At 70.7% G+C, this 21,044-nt stretch carries 16 protein-coding genes; 3 read left to right on the forward strand and 13 right to left on the reverse strand.

The genetic code is table 11. From position 1 onward, the window contains the following. Nucleotides 1-54 precede the first annotated feature (54 nt). The 3 genes from leuS to glpK all read right to left on the reverse strand — a co-directional run bounded on the left by leuS (nucleotide 55) and on the right by glpK (nucleotide 5,312). The gene (leuS, locus tag Q0283_RS08650; RefSeq protein WP_298044279.1) at nucleotides 55-2,553 is read right to left on the reverse strand and encodes a leucine--tRNA ligase; all 2,499 of its coding nucleotides are present in this window, start codon (nucleotides 2,551-2,553) and stop codon (nucleotides 55-57) included. 159 nt (nucleotides 2,554-2,712) lie between these two features. Beyond that, nucleotides 2,713-3,633: a type II CAAX prenyl endopeptidase Rce1 family protein gene (locus Q0283_RS08655; RefSeq protein WP_298044215.1), complete on the reverse strand. Its 921-nt coding sequence runs from the start codon at nucleotides 3,631-3,633 to the stop codon at nucleotides 2,713-2,715. Nucleotides 3,634-3,773: 140 nt separating this feature from the next. Continuing rightward, entirely contained in the window at nucleotides 3,774-5,312 is a 1,539-nt protein-coding gene (gene glpK / locus Q0283_RS08660; protein WP_298044216.1) for a glycerol kinase GlpK, read from the reverse strand. 191 nt (nucleotides 5,313-5,503) lie between these two features. Between glpK and Q0283_RS08665 the strand changes: the two genes are divergently transcribed. Both Q0283_RS08665 and Q0283_RS08670 read left to right on the forward strand, forming a co-directional pair. Next, nucleotides 5,504-6,208 (forward strand): DUF6318 family protein, encoded by a 705-nt coding sequence (locus Q0283_RS08665; protein WP_298044217.1) that lies wholly within the window; start codon nucleotides 5,504-5,506, stop codon nucleotides 6,206-6,208. Nucleotides 6,209-6,273: 65 nt separating this feature from the next. Continuing rightward, nucleotides 6,274-7,203: a hypothetical protein gene (locus Q0283_RS08670; RefSeq protein WP_298044218.1), complete on the forward strand. Its 930-nt coding sequence runs from the start codon at nucleotides 6,274-6,276 to the stop codon at nucleotides 7,201-7,203. A gap of 56 nt (nucleotides 7,204-7,259) precedes the next feature. Here Q0283_RS08670 and Q0283_RS08675 read toward each other — a convergent pair whose 3' ends face one another. Beyond that, the gene (locus Q0283_RS08675) at nucleotides 7,260-7,667 is read right to left on the reverse strand and encodes a hypothetical protein (RefSeq protein WP_298044219.1); all 408 of its coding nucleotides are present in this window, start codon (nucleotides 7,665-7,667) and stop codon (nucleotides 7,260-7,262) included. A 405-nt stretch (nucleotides 7,668-8,072) separates the two neighbouring features. Between Q0283_RS08675 and Q0283_RS08680 the strand changes: the two genes are divergently transcribed. Next, the gene (locus tag Q0283_RS08680; protein WP_298044280.1) at nucleotides 8,073-8,906 is read left to right on the forward strand and encodes an alpha/beta fold hydrolase; all 834 of its coding nucleotides are present in this window, start codon (nucleotides 8,073-8,075) and stop codon (nucleotides 8,904-8,906) included. 20 nt (nucleotides 8,907-8,926) lie between these two features. Here Q0283_RS08680 and Q0283_RS08685 read toward each other — a convergent pair whose 3' ends face one another. From Q0283_RS08685 to carA, 9 genes are all read right to left on the reverse strand, one after another. Continuing rightward, nucleotides 8,927-11,194 (reverse strand): primosomal protein N', encoded by a 2,268-nt coding sequence (locus tag Q0283_RS08685; RefSeq protein ID WP_298044221.1) that lies wholly within the window; start codon nucleotides 11,192-11,194, stop codon nucleotides 8,927-8,929. Beyond that, nucleotides 11,191-12,441 (reverse strand): methionine adenosyltransferase, encoded by a 1,251-nt coding sequence (metK, locus tag Q0283_RS08690; RefSeq protein WP_183528382.1) that lies wholly within the window; start codon nucleotides 12,439-12,441, stop codon nucleotides 11,191-11,193. Before metK ends, Q0283_RS08685 begins: the two co-directional genes overlap by 4 nt. Before the next feature lie 75 nt (nucleotides 12,442-12,516). Beyond that, the gene (gene coaBC / locus Q0283_RS08695; protein WP_298044223.1) at nucleotides 12,517-13,740 is read right to left on the reverse strand and encodes a bifunctional phosphopantothenoylcysteine decarboxylase/phosphopantothenate--cysteine ligase CoaBC; all 1,224 of its coding nucleotides are present in this window, start codon (nucleotides 13,738-13,740) and stop codon (nucleotides 12,517-12,519) included. A 7-nt stretch (nucleotides 13,741-13,747) separates the two neighbouring features. Then, nucleotides 13,748-14,245 (reverse strand): DNA-directed RNA polymerase subunit omega, encoded by a 498-nt coding sequence (gene rpoZ, locus Q0283_RS08700; protein WP_298044225.1) that lies wholly within the window; start codon nucleotides 14,243-14,245, stop codon nucleotides 13,748-13,750. Between the two features lie 76 nt (nucleotides 14,246-14,321). Next, entirely contained in the window at nucleotides 14,322-14,924 is a 603-nt protein-coding gene (gmk, locus tag Q0283_RS08705; protein ID WP_183528386.1) for a guanylate kinase, read from the reverse strand. A gap of 140 nt (nucleotides 14,925-15,064) precedes the next feature. Further along, nucleotides 15,065-15,379, reverse strand: coding sequence for an integration host factor, actinobacterial type (gene mihF / locus Q0283_RS08710; RefSeq protein ID WP_010143257.1), 315 nt, complete (start codon nucleotides 15,377-15,379; stop codon nucleotides 15,065-15,067). A gap of 202 nt (nucleotides 15,380-15,581) precedes the next feature. Beyond that, nucleotides 15,582-16,502, reverse strand: a complete 921-nt coding sequence (gene pyrF / locus Q0283_RS08715) for an orotidine-5'-phosphate decarboxylase (protein WP_298044231.1) — start codon at nucleotides 16,500-16,502, stop codon at nucleotides 15,582-15,584. Continuing rightward, nucleotides 16,499-19,810, reverse strand: a complete 3,312-nt coding sequence (carB, locus tag Q0283_RS08720) for a carbamoyl-phosphate synthase large subunit (RefSeq protein ID WP_298044232.1) — start codon at nucleotides 19,808-19,810, stop codon at nucleotides 16,499-16,501. The genes pyrF and carB overlap by 4 nt, the downstream gene beginning before the upstream one ends. Nucleotides 19,811-19,816: 6 nt before the next feature. Then, complete coding sequence (gene carA, locus Q0283_RS08725) at nucleotides 19,817-21,013, reverse strand: glutamine-hydrolyzing carbamoyl-phosphate synthase small subunit (RefSeq protein WP_298044234.1); 1,197 nt, start codon at nucleotides 21,011-21,013, stop codon at nucleotides 19,817-19,819. Nucleotides 21,014-21,044 lie beyond the last annotated feature (31 nt).

Consider the following 21,044-nt stretch of genomic DNA (forward strand, 5'->3'; position numbering starts at 1 on the left):
GCTTTAACCTAGGCGACCCGGGGCACCACGGCCCCGGGTCGCCTGCTCTGGGTCTCAGATGACGATGTTGACCAGCTTCGGCTCGCGCACGATGACCTTGCGGACCTCAGCCCCGTCGAGGACCCGCTGGACGGCCTCGGACGCCAACGCCAGCGCCTCCAGATCGGCCGCGGAGATGTCCACGGCCACCTCGAGGCGGTCCCGGACCTTGCCCTTGACCTGGACCACGGCGGTGGTGGTGTCCTCCACCAGCAGCGCCTCGTCCACGGCCGGCCAGCCGGCCCGGGCCACCGACGGCTCGTGGCCCAGCCGGGCCCACATGTCCTCGGCGGTGTAGGGGGCGAACAGGCTCAGCAGCACGGCCACGGCCTCCACGGCCTCCCGGACGGCGGGGTCGCCCGCCCCGGCACCGGAGTCGATCTCCTTGCGGGCGGCGTTGACCAGTTCCATGGTCCGGGCGATGACCACGTTGAACTTGTGCTCGTCCAGCAACCGGGCGGCATCCGCCACCGTGCGGTGGGTGGCCTGGCGCAGGGACTTCACGCCGCCGTCGGGATCCGTGCCCGGCGCCGCGCCGGCGGACTGCACGTCCTGGGCCAGCCGCCACGCGCGGGCCAGGAACTTGGCCGAGCCCGACGGCGAGACGTCCGCCCAGTCCACGTCGTCCTCTGGCGGGGAGGCGAAGATCATCGTCAGGCGCACGGCGTCCACGCCGAAGGTGTCCAGCTGCTCTCCGAGGTCCACCCCGTTGCCGAGCGACTTGGACATGGCCTTGCCGCCGTTGAGCACCTGGCCCTGGTTCAGCAGCGCCTTGAACGGCTCCGTGAAGGACACCAGGCCCATGTCGTAGAGCGCCTTGGTGAAGAACCGCGAGTAGAGCAGGTGCAGGATCGCGTGCTCCACGCCGCCGACGTACTGGTCCACCGGCAGCCAGCGATCCACGGCGTCGCGGTCGAAGGCCTGGGTGTCGTCGTGGGCCGAGGCGTAGCGGATGTAGTACCAGGACGAGTCCACGAAGGTGTCCATGGTGTCGGTGTCCCGCAGCGCCGCGCCCCCGCAGGACGGGCACGTGGTGTTGACCCACTCCTCGATGCCGGCCAGCGGGGACTTGCCCTTCGGCGCCAGCTTCTCCCCGGTGACGTCGGTCGGGAGCAGCACGGGCAGCTGGTCCTCCGGCACGGGGACCTCGCCGCAACCGGCGCAGTGCACGATCGGGATCGGTGCGCCCCAGAACCGCTGGCGGGACAGCAGCCAGTCCCGCAGGCGGAAGTTCACGGTGCCGCGGCCGGTACCCCGGCCGTCCAGGATCTCGATGGCGCGGCTGATCGCGGCGGTCTTGTCCAGGCCGTCCAGCTCGCCGGAGTTCACCAGGGTGCCGTCCCCGGTGGTGGCCACACCGGACACCGCCGGGTCCTCCTCACCGGTGTCCACGACCATGCGCACGGTCAGGTCCATCGCGCGGGCGAAATCCAGGTCGCGCTGGTCGTGGGCGGGCACGGCCATGATGGCGCCGGTGCCGTAGTCGGCCAGGACGTAGTCGGAGGCCCAGATCGGCAGCCGCTCGCCGTTCAGCGGGTTCACGGCATACCGGCCCAGGAAGACCCCGGTCTTGGAGCGTTCGGTGGACTGCCGCTCGATCTCCGAGACGTGCGTCAGTTCCTCGCGGTAGGCCTCCAGGGCCTCGCGGTACTCCGGGTCCACCAGTTCCAGGGCCAGGTCGGCGTCCGCGGCCACGACCATGAAGGTCGAGCCGAACAGGGTGTCCGGGCGGGTGGTGAACACGGTGATCGACTGGCCGGGCTGGCCGTTGCGCGCCTCGACCTGGAAGTCCACGTGGGCGCCCTCGGAGCGGCCGATCCAGTTGCGCTGCATCGCCAGCACGCGATCGGGCCAGTGGCCCTCCAGCTCGGACATGTCCTCGAGCAGGCGATCGGCGTAGTCGGTGATCTTGAAGTACCACTGGTTCAGGGACTTCTTGGTCACCTGGGTGCCGCAGCGTTCGCAGGCACCGTTGACGACCTGCTCGTTGGCCAGCACCGTCTGGTCCTTCGGGCACCAGTTGACCGGGGAGTCCTTCCGGTAGGCCAGGCCCTTGGCGTAGAACTGCTGGAACAGCCACTGGGTCCACCGGTAGTACTCGGGGTCGGAGGTGTGCAGCTGGCGGGACCAGTCGGTGGAGATCGCGTAGCGCTGGAACGAGGACTTCTGCGTCTCGATGTTCCGGTAGGTCCACTCGGCCGGGTGGGCGTTGTTCTTGATGGCGGCGTTCTCCGCGGGCAGCCCGAAGGAGTCCCAGCCGATCGGGTGCATCACGTCGTAGCCGAGTTGCGTCCAGTACCGGGCGACGACGTCGCCCATGGCGAAGGCCTCCGCGTGGCCCATGTGCAGGTCACCGGACGGGTAGGGGAACATGTCCAGCACGTAGCGGCGCTCCGCGGACCCGTCGTCCAGCGGCGCGAAGGTCTCGTGCTTCTCCCAGTAACCGCCCCAGCGGTCCTCTAGGGCCCGGAACGAGTACTCCTCGGGCGCGGCCTGGGTGGCCTGCCCCGTCACGGGGTCCTGGGGAGTACCTTGCGCTGCCTGGCTCACGGAAGTCCTGTCCTTGAAGTGCGGTGGAAACGGGGTGTCAACATCACGACGCCGGCCCGTCAACCGGGCGCTCGACGCGCCCGCCCATCCTACTCCGCGGCGGCTGTCGCCTCGGAACCGCGCCTACGGCGGCTGCCGGCGGTGAGCCGGCCCGCCACGACGGACCGTGCCCGTGCCGTCCCGTCGACCCCGCTCGCTCCTGGCCGCGAACCACAGGACGGTGACCATCACGGCCAGCACGTCGGCGAAGCCCAGGATCGCGGCCCAGGGCACCACGATGTCCCCGCCGCGCAGGTTGCTGTAGAAGGACCCCATCGGGACCAGCAGGGGCCAGAGGACGGCCACGTTGCGCACCACGGCGAATGCGGTGGAATACACCACACCGAGCCCGAAGAGGAACACCATCTCCCGCAGGCCCATGCCGTAGCCGATGTGGTAGGCGGCGTACAGGGCTGCAGCACCGCCCACGCCGGGCACGGAACCGAAGCAGGCCTCCAACCGGGTCTGTACGAAACCGCGGAAGTAGACCACTTCGAAGAGACCGACGGTCAGGGCAAGGAACAGCAACGGGACCCAGTCCACCGGACGTGGCAGGGCGTAACCCCACAGCGTGAGCAGGAACTGCACGGCCGCCAGGACGAGTCCCAGGATGAGCGCCTGACGCAGGTTGTCCCGGCGGAACCCGAGCTCGGCCAACGCCCTGCGCCGGATCCAGGTCGTGTACACGACCGGTCCCACCACGCCCAGCAGCATCCCGGCCGCGAAGCACAGGAACAGGCCCAGGGTGTTCTGCTGGGTGAACACGCGGAACGCCAGCCAGAACAGCGCCACGACCCCGGTGTACAGCACTGCCACCACGGCGAGGTCGGGCCAGTCCACGCGCATCGCCAGCCGGGGCCTGTCCCCCGGGACGACCAGCACCAGGATGAGGGCGAGCGCCGGGATGGTGATCCCGTACAGCAGTTCGTTGCCGGCACCCAGCAACAGCAGGGCACCGACGAGGAAGAGCGGCCACGCCATCCGCCGCACGGCCTGGAGGTCCATCTCTACCGCCTAGTACACGCCTGGCCCCGGGGACCAGGGAAGGTGTTGACAGGCACAGTGTGCGCGCGGTCCCTGCGGCGTTCAATGCCGCGAGCACGGGACACCAGGGCCAGTTCCCCGGACCCGGCACGGCCCTACGCTCAGGCGCGTTCCGACGCCGGCTCCGTCATCCAGCCCATCGACCGGCTGATGGCCTTCTGCCAACCGGACAGGAGTCCTTCGCGGTGCGAGGCGTCCATCCTCGGCTCCCAGCGGCCGCCCTCGCGCCAGAGTCCGGCCAGTTCCTCCAGGCCCGACCACACGCCGGCGGCGAGTCCCGCGGCATGGGCGGCCCCGACCGCCGTCGTCTCCACCTGTTCCGGACGCACCACCGGGACGCCCAGGATGTCGGCCTGGAACTGCATCAGGTCGTCGTTGACGGTCATGCCACCGTCCACCCGCAGTTCCTCAGGACGCTGGCCGGTGTCCGCCACCACCGCCTCCAGCACGTCCCGCGACTGGTAGGCGGTCGCCTCCAGGGCCGCTCGGGCCAGGTGGCCCGCCGTGGCATAGCCGGTCAGTCCGGCGATCAGCCCGCGGGCGTCGGGGCGCCAGTACGGGGCGTAGAGACCGGAGAACGCGGGTACGAAGTAGACGCCCCCGTTGTCCTCCACGGTGCCCGCGAGCGCCTCGACCTCGGCCGAGGTGCGGATGAGGCCGAGGTTGTCCCGCAGCCACTGCACGAGTGAACCGGCCACGGCCACGGAACCCTCCAGCGCGTAGGCGGCCGGCGCGTCCTCCACCTGGTAGGCGACCGTGGTGACGAGTCCGTGGGAGGAGGGTTCCGCCGTCGTGCCGGTGTTCTGCAGCATGAAGCATCCCGTGCCGTAGGTATTCTTGACGTCCCCGCGGTCGAAGGCCGCCTGGCCGAAGGTCGCCGCCTGCTGGTCGCCGAGGATGCCGCAGACGGGGACGCCGTTCAGTGGTTCGGCCCCCACGATGGTGCCGAACTCTCCCACGGACGGGTGGATCCGGGGCAGCATCGAGGCGGCCAGGTCCGGGTCGATGCCGAAGACCGACGCGAGGTCCTCGTCCCAGTCGAGGGTGTCCAGGTCCATGAGCAGGGTGCGCGAGGCGTTGGTGACGTCCGTGGCGTGGACTCCACCGTCCGTGCCGCCGGTGAGGTTCCACAGCAGCCAGCTGTCGATGGTGCCGGCGCGCAGGCGGCCGTTGCGGGCCAGGTCGGCGGCCTCCGGGACGTTCTCCAGCATCCAGGCGATCTTGCCCGCGGCGAAGTAGGAGGCCAGGGGCAGTCCGGTGCGGGCGCGGACCGCGTCCTCGTGTCCGTCGGAGCGGAGCCGAGCCATGAGGGCGTCGGTGCGCACGTCCTGCCAGACCAGGGCCCGGTGGACGGGCCGGCCGGTGACCGCGTCCCACAGGACGGTCGTCTCGCGCTGGTTCGTGATCCCGACGGCGGCGATGTCCCCCGGGCGCATCCGGGCGCGGGTCAGTGCCAGGCCGCTCAGCTCCCGGGTGTTCTCCCAGATCTCCACCGGGTCGTGCTCCACCCAGCCCGGGCGCGGGAAGTGCTGACGGTGCTCGCGCTGGGCGCTGGCGATGATGGAGCCGGACTGGTCCATCACCACGACGCGGGTGGAGGTGGTGCCCTGGTCGATGCTGATCACGGCGCTGGGAGGCATGGCGGCAGGATACCGGCTGTGGACAGGGCGGACAGCGGATGGGGCGGCTGTGTTTGAATGTCGGGTGTGGCCTGGGACACGGGATGACTAGGCTCTTTGAACTGCTGTGGGGATGGCAGGCCGGGGCGTGCGAGCGCGGCTCCGGTGGCTGGCCTCGTGGCCTGACGGGGGGTTCCTCCATGACTGAACCTGTGAGCACGTTGCTGATGAGTCGCCGGACCGCGCGGGCGGGTGCTGCGGTGGCGGTACTGGCCCTGGCGCTGACCGCTTGCGGCGGTGGGGCCGACGATCCGGACACCGGCGCTCCGGCGAGCACGGCCTCGGCGTCGAGCGAGGCCTCACCGGAACCGAGTGCATCCGAGGACGCGAAGGACTCAGCAGCGCCCTCGAGGTCCTCGACGGCGTCCCAGGACGCGGCGGACGGTGAGTTCGTCCCGGCCTCCTCCGACGGGCCCGCCCAGAACGTGCCGGTACCCCAGATGCCGACTGCCGCCAAGGAGCAGACACAGGAAGGCCTGGAGGCCGCCCTGGAGTATTGGTGGGAAGCAGAGCGGTACCTCAAGCTGACTGGTGACCCTGATCCACTGCGAGCAATCTCGACCGAAGACTGTGCCTTGTGTGAAGAGTTGATCAAGAACTGGCCAGCAATTTATAGGGCTGACGGTTGGGCAGACATAGGAGAAACAGAAATGGAGGTCGCGTTTAGTTCGCTAGATAACAACAATCTCGGTGGACGGGCAATCTTGATGGTTTCGGAGGCGCCCGGTGAGGTCTACCGGCCCGACGGTTCAAGGGTGGAGTCGGCTTCGGGTGACGGAAGCAAAGACGTCGGCTGGGGTGCCGGCGCCAGATACTCCGGCGGGCAGTGGCAGATTGAAGACATGAGCGTGCAATGAAGACTGGAGCTCTGACCAGGTTGTTGGTTGCATGCACAATTCCTGCACTGCTGACCGCTAGTTCAATGACGGCTGTTGCCGATAATGACGATCCGTTCAGCCGCATTAAGGCCAACACGGGAGATGCCAGTGCGGATGTGAAAGTCGAGCGGGATCAAGCGGCAACTGGAGATAAGGCCGTGGACCTTGAAAGTACGGAGTCATCTGAGTCCAATTCCAGGTCTAAGGCGAATACCGGGCTCAAGTCTAAATATGTAGAGCTACTTCAACCCTTTTGCCTCGGGGGGCATGAAAACGACGGAACAGGGTACATCGACTGCTTCGAAATCGAGCAGACCCTGTGCACCGAGGATGGAAGCCAGTACGTCATCCGGGCACGCTATGAACGTGCTGATCCCACCAATTCGCTACAACGCTTCGGACAACCGTTCTGCTCCGAAGCGTCGGACCCGGTCATCAGTGATCCAGCAGAGGCCGAGCCGGAGGCTCCACCGATGCCCGTCGTGACGCTCGCTGACTTCCGGCGTCTGGACATCGCCCCCTCGAAGATCGAGTCGGACTCCGGAGGGTTCGGGCTGATCCGGGCCAACACCAACTTCTATGCCACCGAGGAGTCACAGACCCTCAACACCACCATGCTGGGCCAGCAGGTCGCCATCCAGGCGATCCCGGTGCAGTGGACGTTCACCTACGGCGACGGCAGTGCCCCGCTGGTCAGTACCACCCCGGGAGGGCCGCAGCGCGAGTTCAACCAGGAGACCACCACGTCCCACGCCTATCAGCAGACCGGTACCTTCCCGGTCACCGTGGCCACCGCCTACCGGGGACAGTTCTCCGTCAACGGTGGTCCCTGGATCGCCATTCCCGGCACCGCCAGTGTGCCCAGCACCCCGGTGGAAGCCGACATCTGGCGATCCGAGGCCAAGAACGTCGCCGAGGACTGCCACCAGAACCCCGACGGTTGGGCGTGCGCCAACCCCTTCATCGAAGACTGACCTGCCGCCCCACGACGATGCCGGCGGATGAGGCGCTGGGCCCATTAACCCCGCCGCTATCGGAGGGCGCCGACTGCCTGGAGGCCGCCCGCGGGTCGTCCCGCCGCTGCCCGACCGGCGTCCTCAGATCCCGAGCCCACGCGGCCGTCGGTCCGAAGGACGTCAGAGGAGACATCATGGCCGAGCCCCTCCCGGGGCCGTGGTTCCCGATGGCGCAGGTACATCACGAGCATGAAGGCCGAAGTCAGAAGGTAGAAGCCGTGCAGGGCCCAGATGGGACCGGTCGGCAGGCTGAACACGTAGACGGAGTGCACGACGTTGCCGAGATTCGCCAGCAAGAGGTTTCCCAGGCTGTACGACGCCAGGTCCCGGGTCCGCACGGCCTTGATCAGCATCGGCAGCACGCTGCCGACGAAGACGATGGAGGAGATCACTCCCGCCAGTACCGCCAAGTCGAAGTCCATGGTCCTCGTCGCTCTCCAGATCGGCTGATGCTTCCGGAACCAACGCTAGGAGTCCGCCTCGGGCGGTGGATCGGGCGAATCCCCCATCTTCATCGGCCGAGGATGGGGAGTTTGACCTAGTCCGCCGTTCACCGTCTGACCACGACGGATCGGTAGGCTGACCGTGTGAACACCGAGCGGACCCCAGGCGGCAGGCGCCCACTGCCCATCCGGTGGAGGGATCGCCTCCTCGTCCCTCCGGCCCCGCGCGACACCGCGGTGATCACCGGCCACCGGGCTAGGACCCCGGAACGGCGGATCGTCGAGGTGCCGGACCCCGTCTCTGGCCGTGCCACCCCGATCGCCGTCTGGCACTACGCGACGGCACCCCGCCAGAGCGCAGAAGGACCCACCACACCGGTGGTCATGATCCACGGGTTCCGAGGCGATCACCATGGGCTGACGCTGCTCGCCGACTGCCTCCCGGAGATGGAGTTCTACCTCCCCGAGCTGCCCGGGTTCGGGCACTCCCCCGCTTTCCCGGACGCCGAGCACACCGTCGCGCACTACGCCACGGCCGTGGGCGCTGCGGTGCACGCGCTGGGCCTGGTCCCGATACCCGACGCAGGGCGCCCGGCCACGGCACCGGAGGCGGCGGCCAGGCCCGTGCTGCTCGGCCATTCCTTCGGGTCCGTGGTCGCCGCTCACCTCGCCGCGGAGCAGCCGTCGCGGTGGAGCGAGCTCATCCTCGTCAATCCGATCTGCGAGCCGGCCCTGTCCGTCGACGGCACCCGCTCAGAACGGACGCTGGCGCGTCTGGCCCAGGGTTACTACGCGGCCTCCGCGGCCCTGCCCGAGTCGTTGGGCATGGCCCTGCTGTCCTCCCCGGTGGTCGTCTGGTTCACGGGAACGGTGATGGCCAAGACGAAGGACCGTCATACGCTCGCGTACCTCCACGACCAGCATCAGAGGTACTTCTCCGCGTTCGACCACCGCCGCGTGCTGGTGGAGTCGTATCGCGCGTCGATCAGGGGAACGGCCCTGGACGTCGCCGATCGCTTGGCGTTGCCCGTCCTCCTCGTGGCGGGCGCCCAGGACGAGCTGGGCTCCGTGGCGGGCCAGGAACACCTGGCCCGTCGGATCCGCGAGGTCTCTCCCCGGGTCAGCCTGGAGGTGTTCGACGGCGTCGGGCACCTCATCCACTATGAACGGGCCCCGGAGACGGCCGGGGTGATCCGGGACTTCCTGCGGACCGACTGATCACCACCGCGCGGGATGGACTACGGCAGGTCCACCGGGTCGATCCGCAACCGCACCGGCTCGGTCAACCGCCGGGCGCTGGCCGCCGCCCGTGCGGCGCGCAACGACTCGACGACCCGCCGAGCTGCGGAATAGGGGAAGAAGAGCAGTGCCCGGTGCCGGACCGGACCGGTAGATCCGTCCGCGTGCCCGAATCCTGCGTCGTCGCCCACCGGGACCGGTCCCACCCAGGGCAGGGGGGACGGCCCACCGAGGGGGCCCACGAGGTCCATGAACGCGGCCACGGCGTCGGCGGGTCCGGACACCTCGGCCATCCGCACGGCCGGCGGCAGCCCGAGCTCACGGCGCTCGGCCAGTTGACGCGAGGCGTACCCGGCGGCGTCCATGCGCACCAGGGCTCCCACCACGTCCTCCTGCGACGCGGTGACCACGGCCACGCCCCCGTCCTGGCGCGGCCGGACCAGGGCGGCCGCCGCGAACCACCGCGACAGCACCTGCCCCGGGGTGCGCAGCCCCTCGCGTTGGAGCTGGTTGTCACCGTCGAGCAGCAGCGCCGCCGCATAACCGCCCTCGGCCACGGGTTCTGCACCGATGGTGGCGACCACCAGCGCCGGGGTGCCGTCCACGGTCGAGAGGATGTGGTCCCCCGAGGAGGACAAGATCGGCGTGTCCGGGAAGGCCCGTCCGAGCTCGTCGGCGGTCCGGTCCACGCCCCGGGAGCCGGCCCGCAGGCGGTGGCTGCCGCACTCGGGGCACTCGTACTGTCGCTCCCGCCGCCCACACCACCGGCACGCGGTCTCGTTCCGGGCGGAGGCCGTCCGGTCCGGGTATCCCAGCGGGCCCGTGCAGTGCCGGCAGCGAGCCGGTGTCCCGCAGTCCTGACAGCTCAGGGCGGGAATGAACCCGCTGCGGCCGACCTGCACGAGCACGGGACCGGGCTCGCCGTGCCGGCCCTCCAGTCCCTCCCGCGCGGCCTTCCAGGCGGCCTGCGGCAGTCGTGCGCGCGCCAGCACCGGATCGCGCTCCGACTCCCAGGAGTCCGCGGTGGCCACGACCCGCGGGGTCGCGGCGTGCACCGTCTGGCGGTCCACGCCCAGCTCCCCCAGCCACCCGGACTCGACCAGCCGCTGGACCTCGGGGGTGCGCGACGTGGAGGCCAGTAACAGTCCGGCCCCGGCCATCTCGGAGCGCAGCAGGGCCACCTCCCGGACGTGCTGGTACGGCGCCCGCGGTTCGGAGTGCAGGGCGTCGTCGTCGTTCCAGACGGCCACCAGGCCGAGGTCCGGCACGGGTGCCCAGATCGCGGACCGCGTGCCCACCGCGATCCGCCGCTGACCCCGCCGCAACTGCAGGAAGGCCCGGTAGCGAGGGGTGGGTCCGTCGTCGGCGGTCAGCCGCGCGTACGCGCCGGCGCCCACGCGGCGGTCCAGTGCCCGGCAGAGCCGGTCCAGGTCGCGCTGGTCCGGGACCACCACGACGGCGGCCCGGCCGGCCTCGGCGGTCCGCGCGGCCGCGTCGGTCAGCAGGGTGGCGGAGTCCCAGCTGCCGTGGGCGCTCGGCACGGTCACCGCCGCGCGGGGCCCCTCTCCCGCGGTGACCTGCCGGAAGAACGAGGTGGCGCCGTCCAGACGGGTCCAGTCGAAGCGGCTGCCGGCATCGGGCCGGAACCCGGGCTCGGCGGCAGCCGGCACGGTCGAGACGGGGTCCGGGGCGGGGTCCGGGGCGGGTGCCTCGGCAACCGGTCCGACGGGCGATCCGGCCTCCGGTCCGCTGCCGGCGCCGTCCGCACCGGGGGCCTCAGCCGTGGCACCCGGGTGGTCGGGCTCTGCTGTCCCCACGGCCTCCGGGGCCTCGGCCTCGGCGTCCATCTGCTTCTCCACCCGGGCCACGCGGGGTGGCACGGCCACACGGAGGACGTCCGCCACGTTCCCGGCGTACCGCGCGGCGACGGCGCGGGCCAGGTCCAGGACCTCCGGTGCGAGGACCTGCTCGCGGGAGACCACCGCGCGCAGGGGCAGCAGCTTGGCACCGGTCGAGGGCTCGGAACCCCGCGAGACGAGCCAGCCCAGCACGTCCTGGTGGCCGAAGGGCACCCGCACCCGCACCCCCGGGCGGGCCTCGTCGTCGAGCGCATGGGGCACCAGGTAGTCGAACTCCCGGTCCAGGTGGGGAACCCCGGAGTCCAGCAGGACCCGGGCCACGGGGTCGTCCGGCCAGCCCCCGGCGACCTCGGGCAGACCGGTCACCGGGGCGGGCACCGGGATGTGGAAGAGGGGCTCCTCGGTCACCAGCCGACGGCGGCGCGCAGGGCGTCGACGCGGTCCAGCCGCTCCCAGGTGAAGTCCGGGTCCTCACGGCCGAAGTGACCGTGGGCGGCGGTCTTCCGGTAGATCGGCCGCAACAGGTTCAGGTCCCGGATGATGGCCAGCGGACGCAGGTCGAACACCTCGTTGACCGCCTTGATGATGGCGGCCTCGTCGACCTTCGCGGTGCCGAAGGTGTCGACGTACAGGCCCACGGGGCGGGCCTTGCCGATGGCGTAGGCGACCTGGAACTCGGCGCGGTCCGCCAGTCCGGCGGCGACCACGTTCTTGGCCACCCAGCGCATCGCGTAGGCCGCGGAGCGGTCCACCTTGGACGGGTCCTTGCCGGAGAAGGCACCGCCTCCGTGGCGGGCCATGCCGCCGTAGGTGTCCACGATGATCTTGCGCCCGGTCAGGCCGGCATCGCCGACCGGTCCGCCGATGACGAAGGGACCACCGGGGTTGATGATGACCTGCGCCCCGGAGTAGTCGAGGCCGGACTGGTCCAGGACCGGGCGGATGACGAGCCGCTCCACGTCTGCCCTCACCTGCTCCTGCGTGACGTCCGGCAGGTGCTGGGTGGAGACCACCACGGTCTCGATGGTCTTGGGCAGGCCGTCCTCGCCGTAGCCGACGGTGACCTGCGTCTTGCCGTCCGGCAGCAGGTAGGGCATGGGCGACTCGTCCATGGTGCGGACCGTGGTCAGCCGCTCGGAGAGCCGGTGCGCCAGGAAGATCGGGGTCGGCATGTAGGTGGGGGTCTCGTTCGAGGCGTAGCCGAACATGATGCCCTGGTCGCCGGCTCCCTGGAGGTCCACGGCGTCCACGGAGCCGCCGCGGGCCTCGAGGGAGGTGGACACGCCCGCGTGGATGTCCGAGGACTGCTGGCCGATGGAGATGTTCACGCCGCAGCGTGCGCCGTCGAAGCCGTTGGCGGAGGAGTCGTAGCCGATCCCGAGGATGGTCTCGCGCACGATCTGCGGGATCTCCACGTAGGCGGAGGTGTTCACCTCGCCGGCCACCTGCACCAGACCCGTGGTCGTCAGGGTCTCCACGGCCACCTTCGCGGTGGGGTCCTGGGCGATGATCGCGTCCAGGATTGCGTCCGAGATCTGGTCACAGATCTTGTCCGGGTGGCCGCTGGTCACGGACTCGGAGGTGAACAGGCGCAGTCCACCTCCCCCGACGCCCGCGTAGGACTCGAAGCCGGCGGCCTCACGGGGCTGGGCCATGTCTGCGGTGTTGTCTGCGTCAGTCACCCGACCATCCTAGCCACGGACGCGGACACCGGTGGCCGGGCGTCGCCGTCAGCCCCGGAGCAGCCCGGCCAGCTGGTCCACCACGGCGGCCGCGACGTCCGCCTTGGACCCGGCCGCCTCGACCGGGTCGCGGCCGTCGGCGAAGAGCATGGTGACCTCGTTGACGTCCTGGCCGAAGCCGAGGTCCCGGCCGACCTGGTTCACCACGAGCATCTCGCACCCCTTGCGGGCCAGCTTCGCGGCGCCGTGCTCCAGCACGGAGCGCTCGGCGTCACCGGTCTCGGCGCCGAAGCCGACGATGACACCGGGCATGGGCCGGCCCTCGGCCCGCGCCCGGACGGTTCCGGCGAGGATGTCCGGGGTCCGCTCGAGGTGGATCACGGGGCTGGAGCCGTCCTCGGACTTCTTGATCTTGGCGTCCGCGTACTCGGTGGGCCGGAAGTCGGCGACGGCGGCGGCCATGATGAGCGCATCGGCGTCCGCACACTGCTCCATGACCGCGTCGTGCAGCTCCTGGGTGGACTCCACCCGTGTCACGGCGGTGCCGGCGGGCGGTTCCACGGACATGGCGCCGCCGATGAAGCGGACGGTGGCGCCGGCGGCCGCGGCGGCCTGCGCCAGGGCCACGCCCTGCTTGCCGGAGGAGCGGTTCCCGAGGTAGCGGACCGGGTCCAGCGCCTCACGGGTGCCGCCGGCGGTCACGACGACGGTGCGTCCGGCCAGCGGACCGGCCTCGGGGGACTCAGTGGGCCGGGCGAGCCGCTGGGCCTCGGCCCAGATGCGCTCGGGTTCCGGGAAGCGCCCGGGACCGGTGTCCTGGCCGGTGAGACGGCCCGAGTCCGGGTCCATGACGGTGATGCCGCGGGAGCGCAGGGTCGCGACGTTGGCCACGGTCGCCGGGTTCTGCCACATCTCGGTGTGCATGGCCGGGACGACCAGGACCGGGCACGTGGCGGTGAGCAGGACGTTGCCCAGCAGGTCCGGGGCGAGCCCGGCGGCGGCGCGCGCCATGGCGTCCGCGGTGGCCGGTGCCACGACGACCAGCTCGGCCTCGCGGCCCAGCCGGACGTGGTTGACGGTCTCCACGGCCTCGAAGGTGTCCGTGCGCACCGGACGTCCGGAGAGGGCCTCCCACGTGGCCTTGCCCACGAAGCCCAGGGCTGCCGGGGTGGGGACCACGTCCACGGTGTGGCCGGCCTCGGTCATCAGGCGCAGCAGCAGCGCGGACTTGTACGCGGCGATCCCGCCGGTGACTCCCAGGACGATCCTCATCGGGTGATCAGGACTGGTGGTCGGCCTCGTCGTCGGTGCCCTCGGTGGGGGTGCCGTCCAGGTCGGTGCTGATGGCCTCCTCGGCGACCGGGGACCCGTCGGTGGCGATGCCCGGGTCGGTGGTCGCGTCCGCCACCTCGGTGTCGGTCAGGAAGCCCTCGCCGGAGAAGCCGGCGTCGGAGAAGTCGGCGTCCGTGGAACCGGGCAGGTCGAAGGCGCCGAAGTCACCGGACTCCTCGGCAGCGATCTGCTCCTCGGTCATCGGGGTGGCCTCGAGCAGGTCCGACTCGATCTCGCGCAGGGAGATGGAGAGCGGCTTCTCGTTGAGCTTGGTGTCGACCAGCGGGCCGACGTACTCGAACAGGCCCTCGTGGAGCTGCGAGTAGTAGGCATTGATCTGGCGCGCGCGCTTGGCGGCGAAGAGCACCAGGGCGTACTTCGAGTCAACCTTCTCCAGCAGGGTGTCGATGGGCGGGTTGACGATGCCTTCGTACTGTTCGGTCACAGGATCTCCACTGTTGTCTGTCGGTTGTCCGCTGCTGTAGCCGCGGCTCAGTCTGTGTGGCTGCCTCGATCGCGTCTCAGGGGCGGTCGTCCGGGTCCAGTCCCATGATGCGGACCAGCTCCTGGGCGGCCCGTTCCACGGTGTCGTTGACCACGACGGCGTCGAACTCCGGCTCGGCAGCGAGTTCCATTCTAGCCGTTTCCAGCCGACGCCGCTGTTCGGCCGGTGTTTCCGTGCCGCGGCCCACCAGCCGGTGGACCAGTTCCTCCCAGTTCGGCGGGGACAGGAAGACGAACGTGGCCTCCGGCAGCCGCTCGCGTACCTGCCGGGCGCCCTGCAGGTCGATCTCCAGCAGCACGTGCTGACCGTCGGCCAGCGCCCGCTGGACGGTGTCCCGCCGGGTGCCGTAGCGGTTGACCCCGTGGACGACCGCCCACTCGAGCATCTGGTCCTGCTCGACCAGTTCGTCGAAGCGCTCCGGGGAGACGAAGAAGTAGTGCCGGCCGTCCTCCTCCCCCGGCCGCGGGGGCCGGGTGGTGGCGGAGACCGAGAGCCATACCTGTGGATAGTGCTCCCGGATGAACTGGGAGACGGTGCCCTTCCCGACGGCGGTCGGTCCGGCGAGCACGGTGATGCCCGGCCGGTGTCCGGCGGGGGCCGCGCCGTGCTCCGGACGCAGGCTGACCGGTCGGGCACCCGGCACGGGCGGGGGCTCGATGTCTTCCAGCCCGGCGGGCACGCCAGGGCCGGCAGAGCCAGCCGAGCCGACGGATCTGCCGATGGTCGGCTCGGTCACGGGACCTCCTGGTCGGTAGGGGACTACCGGCCAATATAGGCGATCAGCGCCTCACGTTGCCTCCGGCCCAGGCCGCGCAGCCGCCGGTTCGGTGAGATCCCGCACGTCTCCATGATCTTCGCCGCCCGCACCTCACCGACGCCCTGCAGCGTCTGCAGCAGGTCCACGGTGCGCATCCGGCCGATCGCGTCGTCCACGTCGGCCGTCTCGAAGACCGACTGCAGGGTGGTCTTCCCCGCACGGAACGATTCCTTGAGATCCGCGCGAGCGGTCCGTGCCTGCAGCGCCTTGCTCCTGGCGGCTTCCCGTTCTTCGGACGTCAGTTCCTTGAGGGCCATGGTGAACCACCTCGGGCTAGATCCACACGCCACGGCAGTGGTGCCGTGACTTGGAGAAAAGCTACCAACCCCACGCGGCCAGGGGCAGGTCTGGACGCGGTCCCGCGCCGAAACTTTATCCAACGGTGATCGGAGGCCCTTGCGGCCACCGACTACCCTCTGGTAGGTGACGACCCGGTCACGGTGGGCGTGTCGATCCAGATCAGCCCGCCAGCTCGTCCCGCGCGGACTCCAGGGCACCGCGCAGTCCCGCCACCGAGGGCCCCTGCCGCAGGATGGCGCGGCTGGAGGTGGCCAGCACGCCCGGCCACGCCCGGGCGAACCCGTCGCGCATCCCCGCCCCGGAGGCCCCCTGGGCCCCGAAACCCGGCGCCAGCAGGGCGCCGCGCACCCCCGCCAGGTCGATGCCCAGCTCCGCGGCCTGGCCCGCGACGGTCGCCCCGACCACGAGTCCGACCGGGCCGAACGCCGGGCGCGCTCCGGCCGGGCCGCCCTGCGGGCCGGGGGCCCGCGCCAGTTCCCGCGCATTGTCCGCGGCGGCCGCCTCGGCGATGACCCGGGCGACCGCGCCGTCCGGCCCGGTGGCGTGCTGCACCGAGGCGCCCTCCGGGTTGGACGTCAGGGCCAGGACGAAGACGCCGCGCCCGGTGGCCGCGGCCAGCTCGATGGCCGGGGCCAGCGACCCGTAGCCGAGATACGGGCTGAGCGTGACGGCATCGGCGGCCAGCGCCGAGGAGTCCGAGAGCCAGGCATGGGCGTACCCGGCCATCGTCGAGCCGATGTCACCCCGCTTGGCGTCGGCGATCGTCAGCACGCCCGCCCGGCGGGCGGCGGACAGGAGCCGTTCCAGCACGGCCAGCCCGGCGGAACCGTGCCGTTCGTAGAGGGCGACCTGTGGCTTGAGGGCGGCCACGAGGGGTTGCGCACCGGTTCCCGTGGCGGCCTCCAGTGCCGTCTGGGAGAAGCGCTCCAGGGCCACCGGCGTGTCCGGCAGGTCCCAGTCGGAGAGCAGCTGCGGGTGCGGGTCGATCCCCAGGCACAGCGGCCCGGCGGCGTCCATGGCCTCTGCCAGCCGGGCACCGAAGGATGCCCGGCCGGCAGGGGAGGCCGCGGGGTCGCTCACGCTCCGGTTCCCGCGCGGCCGATCGCGGCGGCCAGCCGCGCGTCGTGCTCCTGCAGGGAGGTGACGTCCCACGCGTACTCGCGCTGGGCCTCGATCGCCTGGATGGCGGCGCCGAACTCGGCCAGCGTGGTGATCATCGGCACGCCGATGGAGGTCGCCGCGGCCCGGATCTCGTAGCCGTCCCCGCGCGAGTCCCCGCCCGAGGGCGTGTTCAGGACCAGGGCGATCTGGCCGGCGCCGAGCAGTTCCAGCACGGTGCCCTCCCCCTCCGCGGAGCCGGCGTCGGCGATCTTGCGGACCACGTCCGCCTGCACGCCGTTGCGCCGCAGCACCTCGGCGGTGCCGCCGGTGGAGACGATCGTGAAACCGAGGTCGATCAGCCGCTTGGCCGGCATGACGATCCCGCGCTTGTCCCGGTTGGCGACCGAGAGGAACACCTTGCCGAAGGTCGGCAACGGGTTGTTGGCGGCGGACTGGCTCTTGGCGAAGGCCGTGTCGAAGTACTTGTCGATGCCCATCACCTCGCCGGTGGACCGCATCTCGGGGCCGAGCAGCGAGTCCACGACGCGGCCCTCGGGGGTCCGGAACCGGGCGAACGGCAGCACGGCCTCCTTGACCGCCACGGGGGCGTCCAGCGGCAGCGAGGAGCCGTCGTGGCTGGCGGGCAGCATGCCGTCGGCGCGCAGTTCGGCGATCGTGCGACCGGTACCGATCAGTGCCGCGGCCTTGGCCAGCTGCACGCCGGTGGCCTTGGACACGAACGGCACGGTGCGGGAGGCCCGCGGGTTCGCCTCGATCACGTAGAGCACGTCCGAGGCCAGCGCGAACTGGATGTTGATCAGTCCGCGCACGCCCACGCCGGCCGCGATGCCGCGGGTGGCCTCGCGGACCCGGTCCAGGGTGTCCGGGCCGAGGTTGATGGGCGGCAGCACGCATGCGGAGTCGCCCGAGTGGATCCCGGCCTCCTCGATGTGCTCCATGATGCCGCCGATGAACAGGTCGGTGCCGTCGTAGAGGGCGTCCACGTCGATCTCGGTCGCGTCCTCCAGGAACCGGTCCACCAGCACCGGGTGGTCCACGGTGATCTCGGTGGCGTTCTCGATGTACCGGGACAGCGAGGGCTCGTCGTAGACGATCTCCATGCCGCGGCCGCCGAGCACGTAGGAGGGGCGCACCAGGACGGGGTAGCCGATCTCGTCCGCCACCTTCTTGGCGTCGGAGAAGGACACCGCGGTCCCGTTCTTGGGGGACACCAGCCCGGCCTCGTCCAGGACCCGGGCGAACTCGCCGCGGTGCTCGGCCAGGTCGATGGCCTCGGGCGAGGTGCCGAGGATCGGCACGCCGGCGTCCGCGAGCTGCTGCGCGAGCTTGAGCGGGGTCTGGCCGCCGAGCTGGACGAACACCCCGAGCACTCCCCCGCTGCGCTCCTCGGCGGCGATGACCTCCAGGACGTCCTCGAGGGTCAGCGGCTCGAAGTACAGCCGGTCGGAGATGTCGTAGTCCGTGGAGACGGTCTCCGGGTTGCAGTTGACCATCACGGTCTCGTGCCCGGCGGCGCGCAGGGCCAGCGTGGCGTGGACGCACGAGTAGTCGAACTCGATGCCCTGGCCGATCCGGTTCGGGCCCGAGCCCAGGATGATGACCGAGGGCTTGTCGTGCGCGGTGACCTCGTCCTCGAGGTCGTAGCTGGAATAGCGGTACGGGGTGTAGGCCTCGAACTCCGCGGCACAGGTGTCCACCGTCTTGTACACGGGCCGCACGCCGAGGGCGTGGCGGACGCCGCGGACGACCGAGGGGTCCATATGCCGCAGCTGGCCGATCTGAGCGTCCGAGAAGCCGTGGCGCTTGGCCAGCCGCAGGACCGGCTCGCTCAGCTCAGGGGCGGCGGCCACCTCGGCCGCCACCTCGTTGATGAGCACCAGCTGGTCCAGGAACCACGGGTCGATCGCGGTGGCCTCGAAGAGCTGCTCGACGGTGGCGCCGCCCAGCAGGGCCCGCTGCACCTGGGCCAGCCGGTCCGTCGTCGGGACCCTGGACTGCTCGATCAGGGCGGGGACCTCGTCCACGGCCGGGCGCACGAAGGACAGCTCGGCGCCCTTCTGCTCCAGGGAGCGCAGGGCCTTCTGCAGCGCCTCGGTAAAGTTGCGGCCGATGGCCATGGCCTCGCCGACCGACTTCATGGTGGTGGTCAGCGTCGGGTCGGCGGCGGGGAACTTCTCGAACGCGAAGCGCGGGACCTTCACGACCACGTAGTCCAGGACCGGCTCGAAGGACGCCGGGGTCTTCCGGGTGATGTCGTTGGGGATCTCGTCGAGCGTGTAGCCCAGGGAGAGCTTGGTGGCGATCTTGGCGATGGCGAAGCCGGTGGCCTTGGAGGCCAGCGCCGAGGACCGGGACACGCGCGGGTTCATCTCGATGACGACGATCCGCCCGGTGGACGGTTCCACCGCGAACTGGATGTTGCAGCCGCCGGTGTCCACGCCGACCTCGCGGATGACGGCGATCGCGATGTCCCGCATCCGCTGGTACTCGCGGTCCGTCAGGGTCATGGCCGGGGCCACGGTGATGGAGTCGCCGGTGTGCACGCCCACCGGGTCGAAGTTCTCGATGGAGCAGACGACCACGACGTTGTCGTTGCGGTCCCGCATCATCTCCAGCTCGTACTCCTTCCAGCCGAGGATGGACTCCTCGAGCAGGACCTCGGAGGTCGGGCTGTACTGGATGCCGGCACCGGCTATGCGGCGCAGGTCCTCCTCGTCGTAGGCCATGCCGGAACCCAGGCCGCCCATCGTGAACGAGGGGCGGACCACCATCGGGTACCCGAGCGTCTCGGCGGCGGCGAAGGCCTCGTCCATGGAGTGGACGATCACGGAGCGGGCCGACTCCGCGCCGCAGCGCTCCACCACGCCCTTGAACTTCTCGCGGTCCTCGCCGAGCTCGATCGCCTCGATGTTGGCGCCGATGAGCTCCACGCCGTACTTCTCCAGCACGCCGTTGGCGTCCAGGGCGATCGCCGTGTTCAGGGCGGTCTGGCCGCCGAGGGTCGGCAGGATGGCGTCCGGGCGCTCGACGGCGATGATCTTCTCGACCACCTCGGGGGTGATGGGCTCCACGTAGGTGGCGTCGGCCAGCTCGGGGTCGGTCATGATCGTGGCCGGGTTGGAGTTGACCAGCACGACGCGCAGGCCCTCCTCCTTCAGGACGCGGATGGCCTGGGTGCCGGAGTAGTCGAACTCGGCGGCCTGGCCGATGACGATCGGGCCGGAACCGATGACCAGGACGGACTGCAGATCGGTGCGCTTGGGCATCTGGGTTCAGGCTCCTTCAGCGGGATTGGTGGTCTGGGGGGCGCCGGCGGCGGAGTGCTCGGTCATCATGGTGATGAACGCGTCGAACAGGTCGATCGAGTCGTTGGGGCCGGCGGCGGACTCGGGATGGAACTGGACGGAGAAGGCCGGGCGGTCCAGCAGGCGCAGGCCCTCCACGACCTGGTCGTTGAGTGACCAGTGCGAGACCTCCACCCGGCCGTAGGCGGACTCGGGTGCCTGGACGGGCTCCCCGAGGGGTGCGTCCACGGCGAAGCCGTGGTTCTGGGAGGTGATCTCCACCCGGCCGGTGGTCTTGTGCATCACCGGCTGGTTGGGCCCGCGGTGGCCGAAGGGCAGCTTGTAGGTGCCGAAGCCGAGGGCGCGGCCGAAGACCTGGTTGCCGAAGCAGATGCCGAAGAACGGGATCCCGGCGTCCAGGACCTGGCGCAGCAGGGCCACCTGCTCGTCCGCGGTGGCCGGGTCGCCCGGGCCGTTGGACAGGAACACGCCGGCGGGGTCCAGGGCGGTGATGTCCTCGAACGTCGCGGTGGCCGGCAGCACGTGCAGGCGGACGCCGCGGGAGGCCAGGTGGCGCGGGGTGGCTGCCTTGATCCCCAGGTCGATCGCGGCGATCTCGTGCAGGGGCTCGCCCTGCCAGCCGTGGTCGGCGGGCTCCACCACATAGGGGGCGTCCGTGGTGACCTGCTCGGCCAGCCGGGCACCGGCCATCGGCGGCTGGGCCTGGACCTCGGCGACGAGTTCGCCCTCGGGGCGCCGGGCGGCCTCGCCGGAGAAGATCCCGGCCTTCATGGACCCCTCGCTGCGCAGGTGCCGGGTGATCGCCCGGGTGTCCACCCCCTGGATCCCGACGACGCCGCGGGCCACCAGCTCCTCGTCGAGGCTGCGACGGGCACGCCAGTTGGACGGGCGGCGTGCCGCGTCCCGCACCACGTAGCCCGCGGCGAAGATGTCGCGGGACTCCGCGTCCTCGTCGTTCACGCCGGTGTTGCCGATGTGGGGCGCGGTCTGCACGATGATCTGCCGCGCGTAGGAGGGGTCGGTCAGGGTCTCCTGGTAACCGGTCATGCCGGTGGTGAAGACCGCCTCGCCGAGGGTGGTGCCGGTGGCACCGTAGGCCTGGCCGCGGTGGACGGTGCCGTCGCCCAGGACGAGAAGGGCCGGTTCAGGGTTCAACAGGCTCACGGAAGGTACTCCATCTGCTGGTGGGGGTGAG

Origin of the sequence: uncultured Citricoccus sp. (genome assembly GCF_937871995.1) — a bacterium.
Taxonomy (GTDB): Bacteria; Actinomycetota; Actinomycetes; order Actinomycetales; family Micrococcaceae; genus Citricoccus.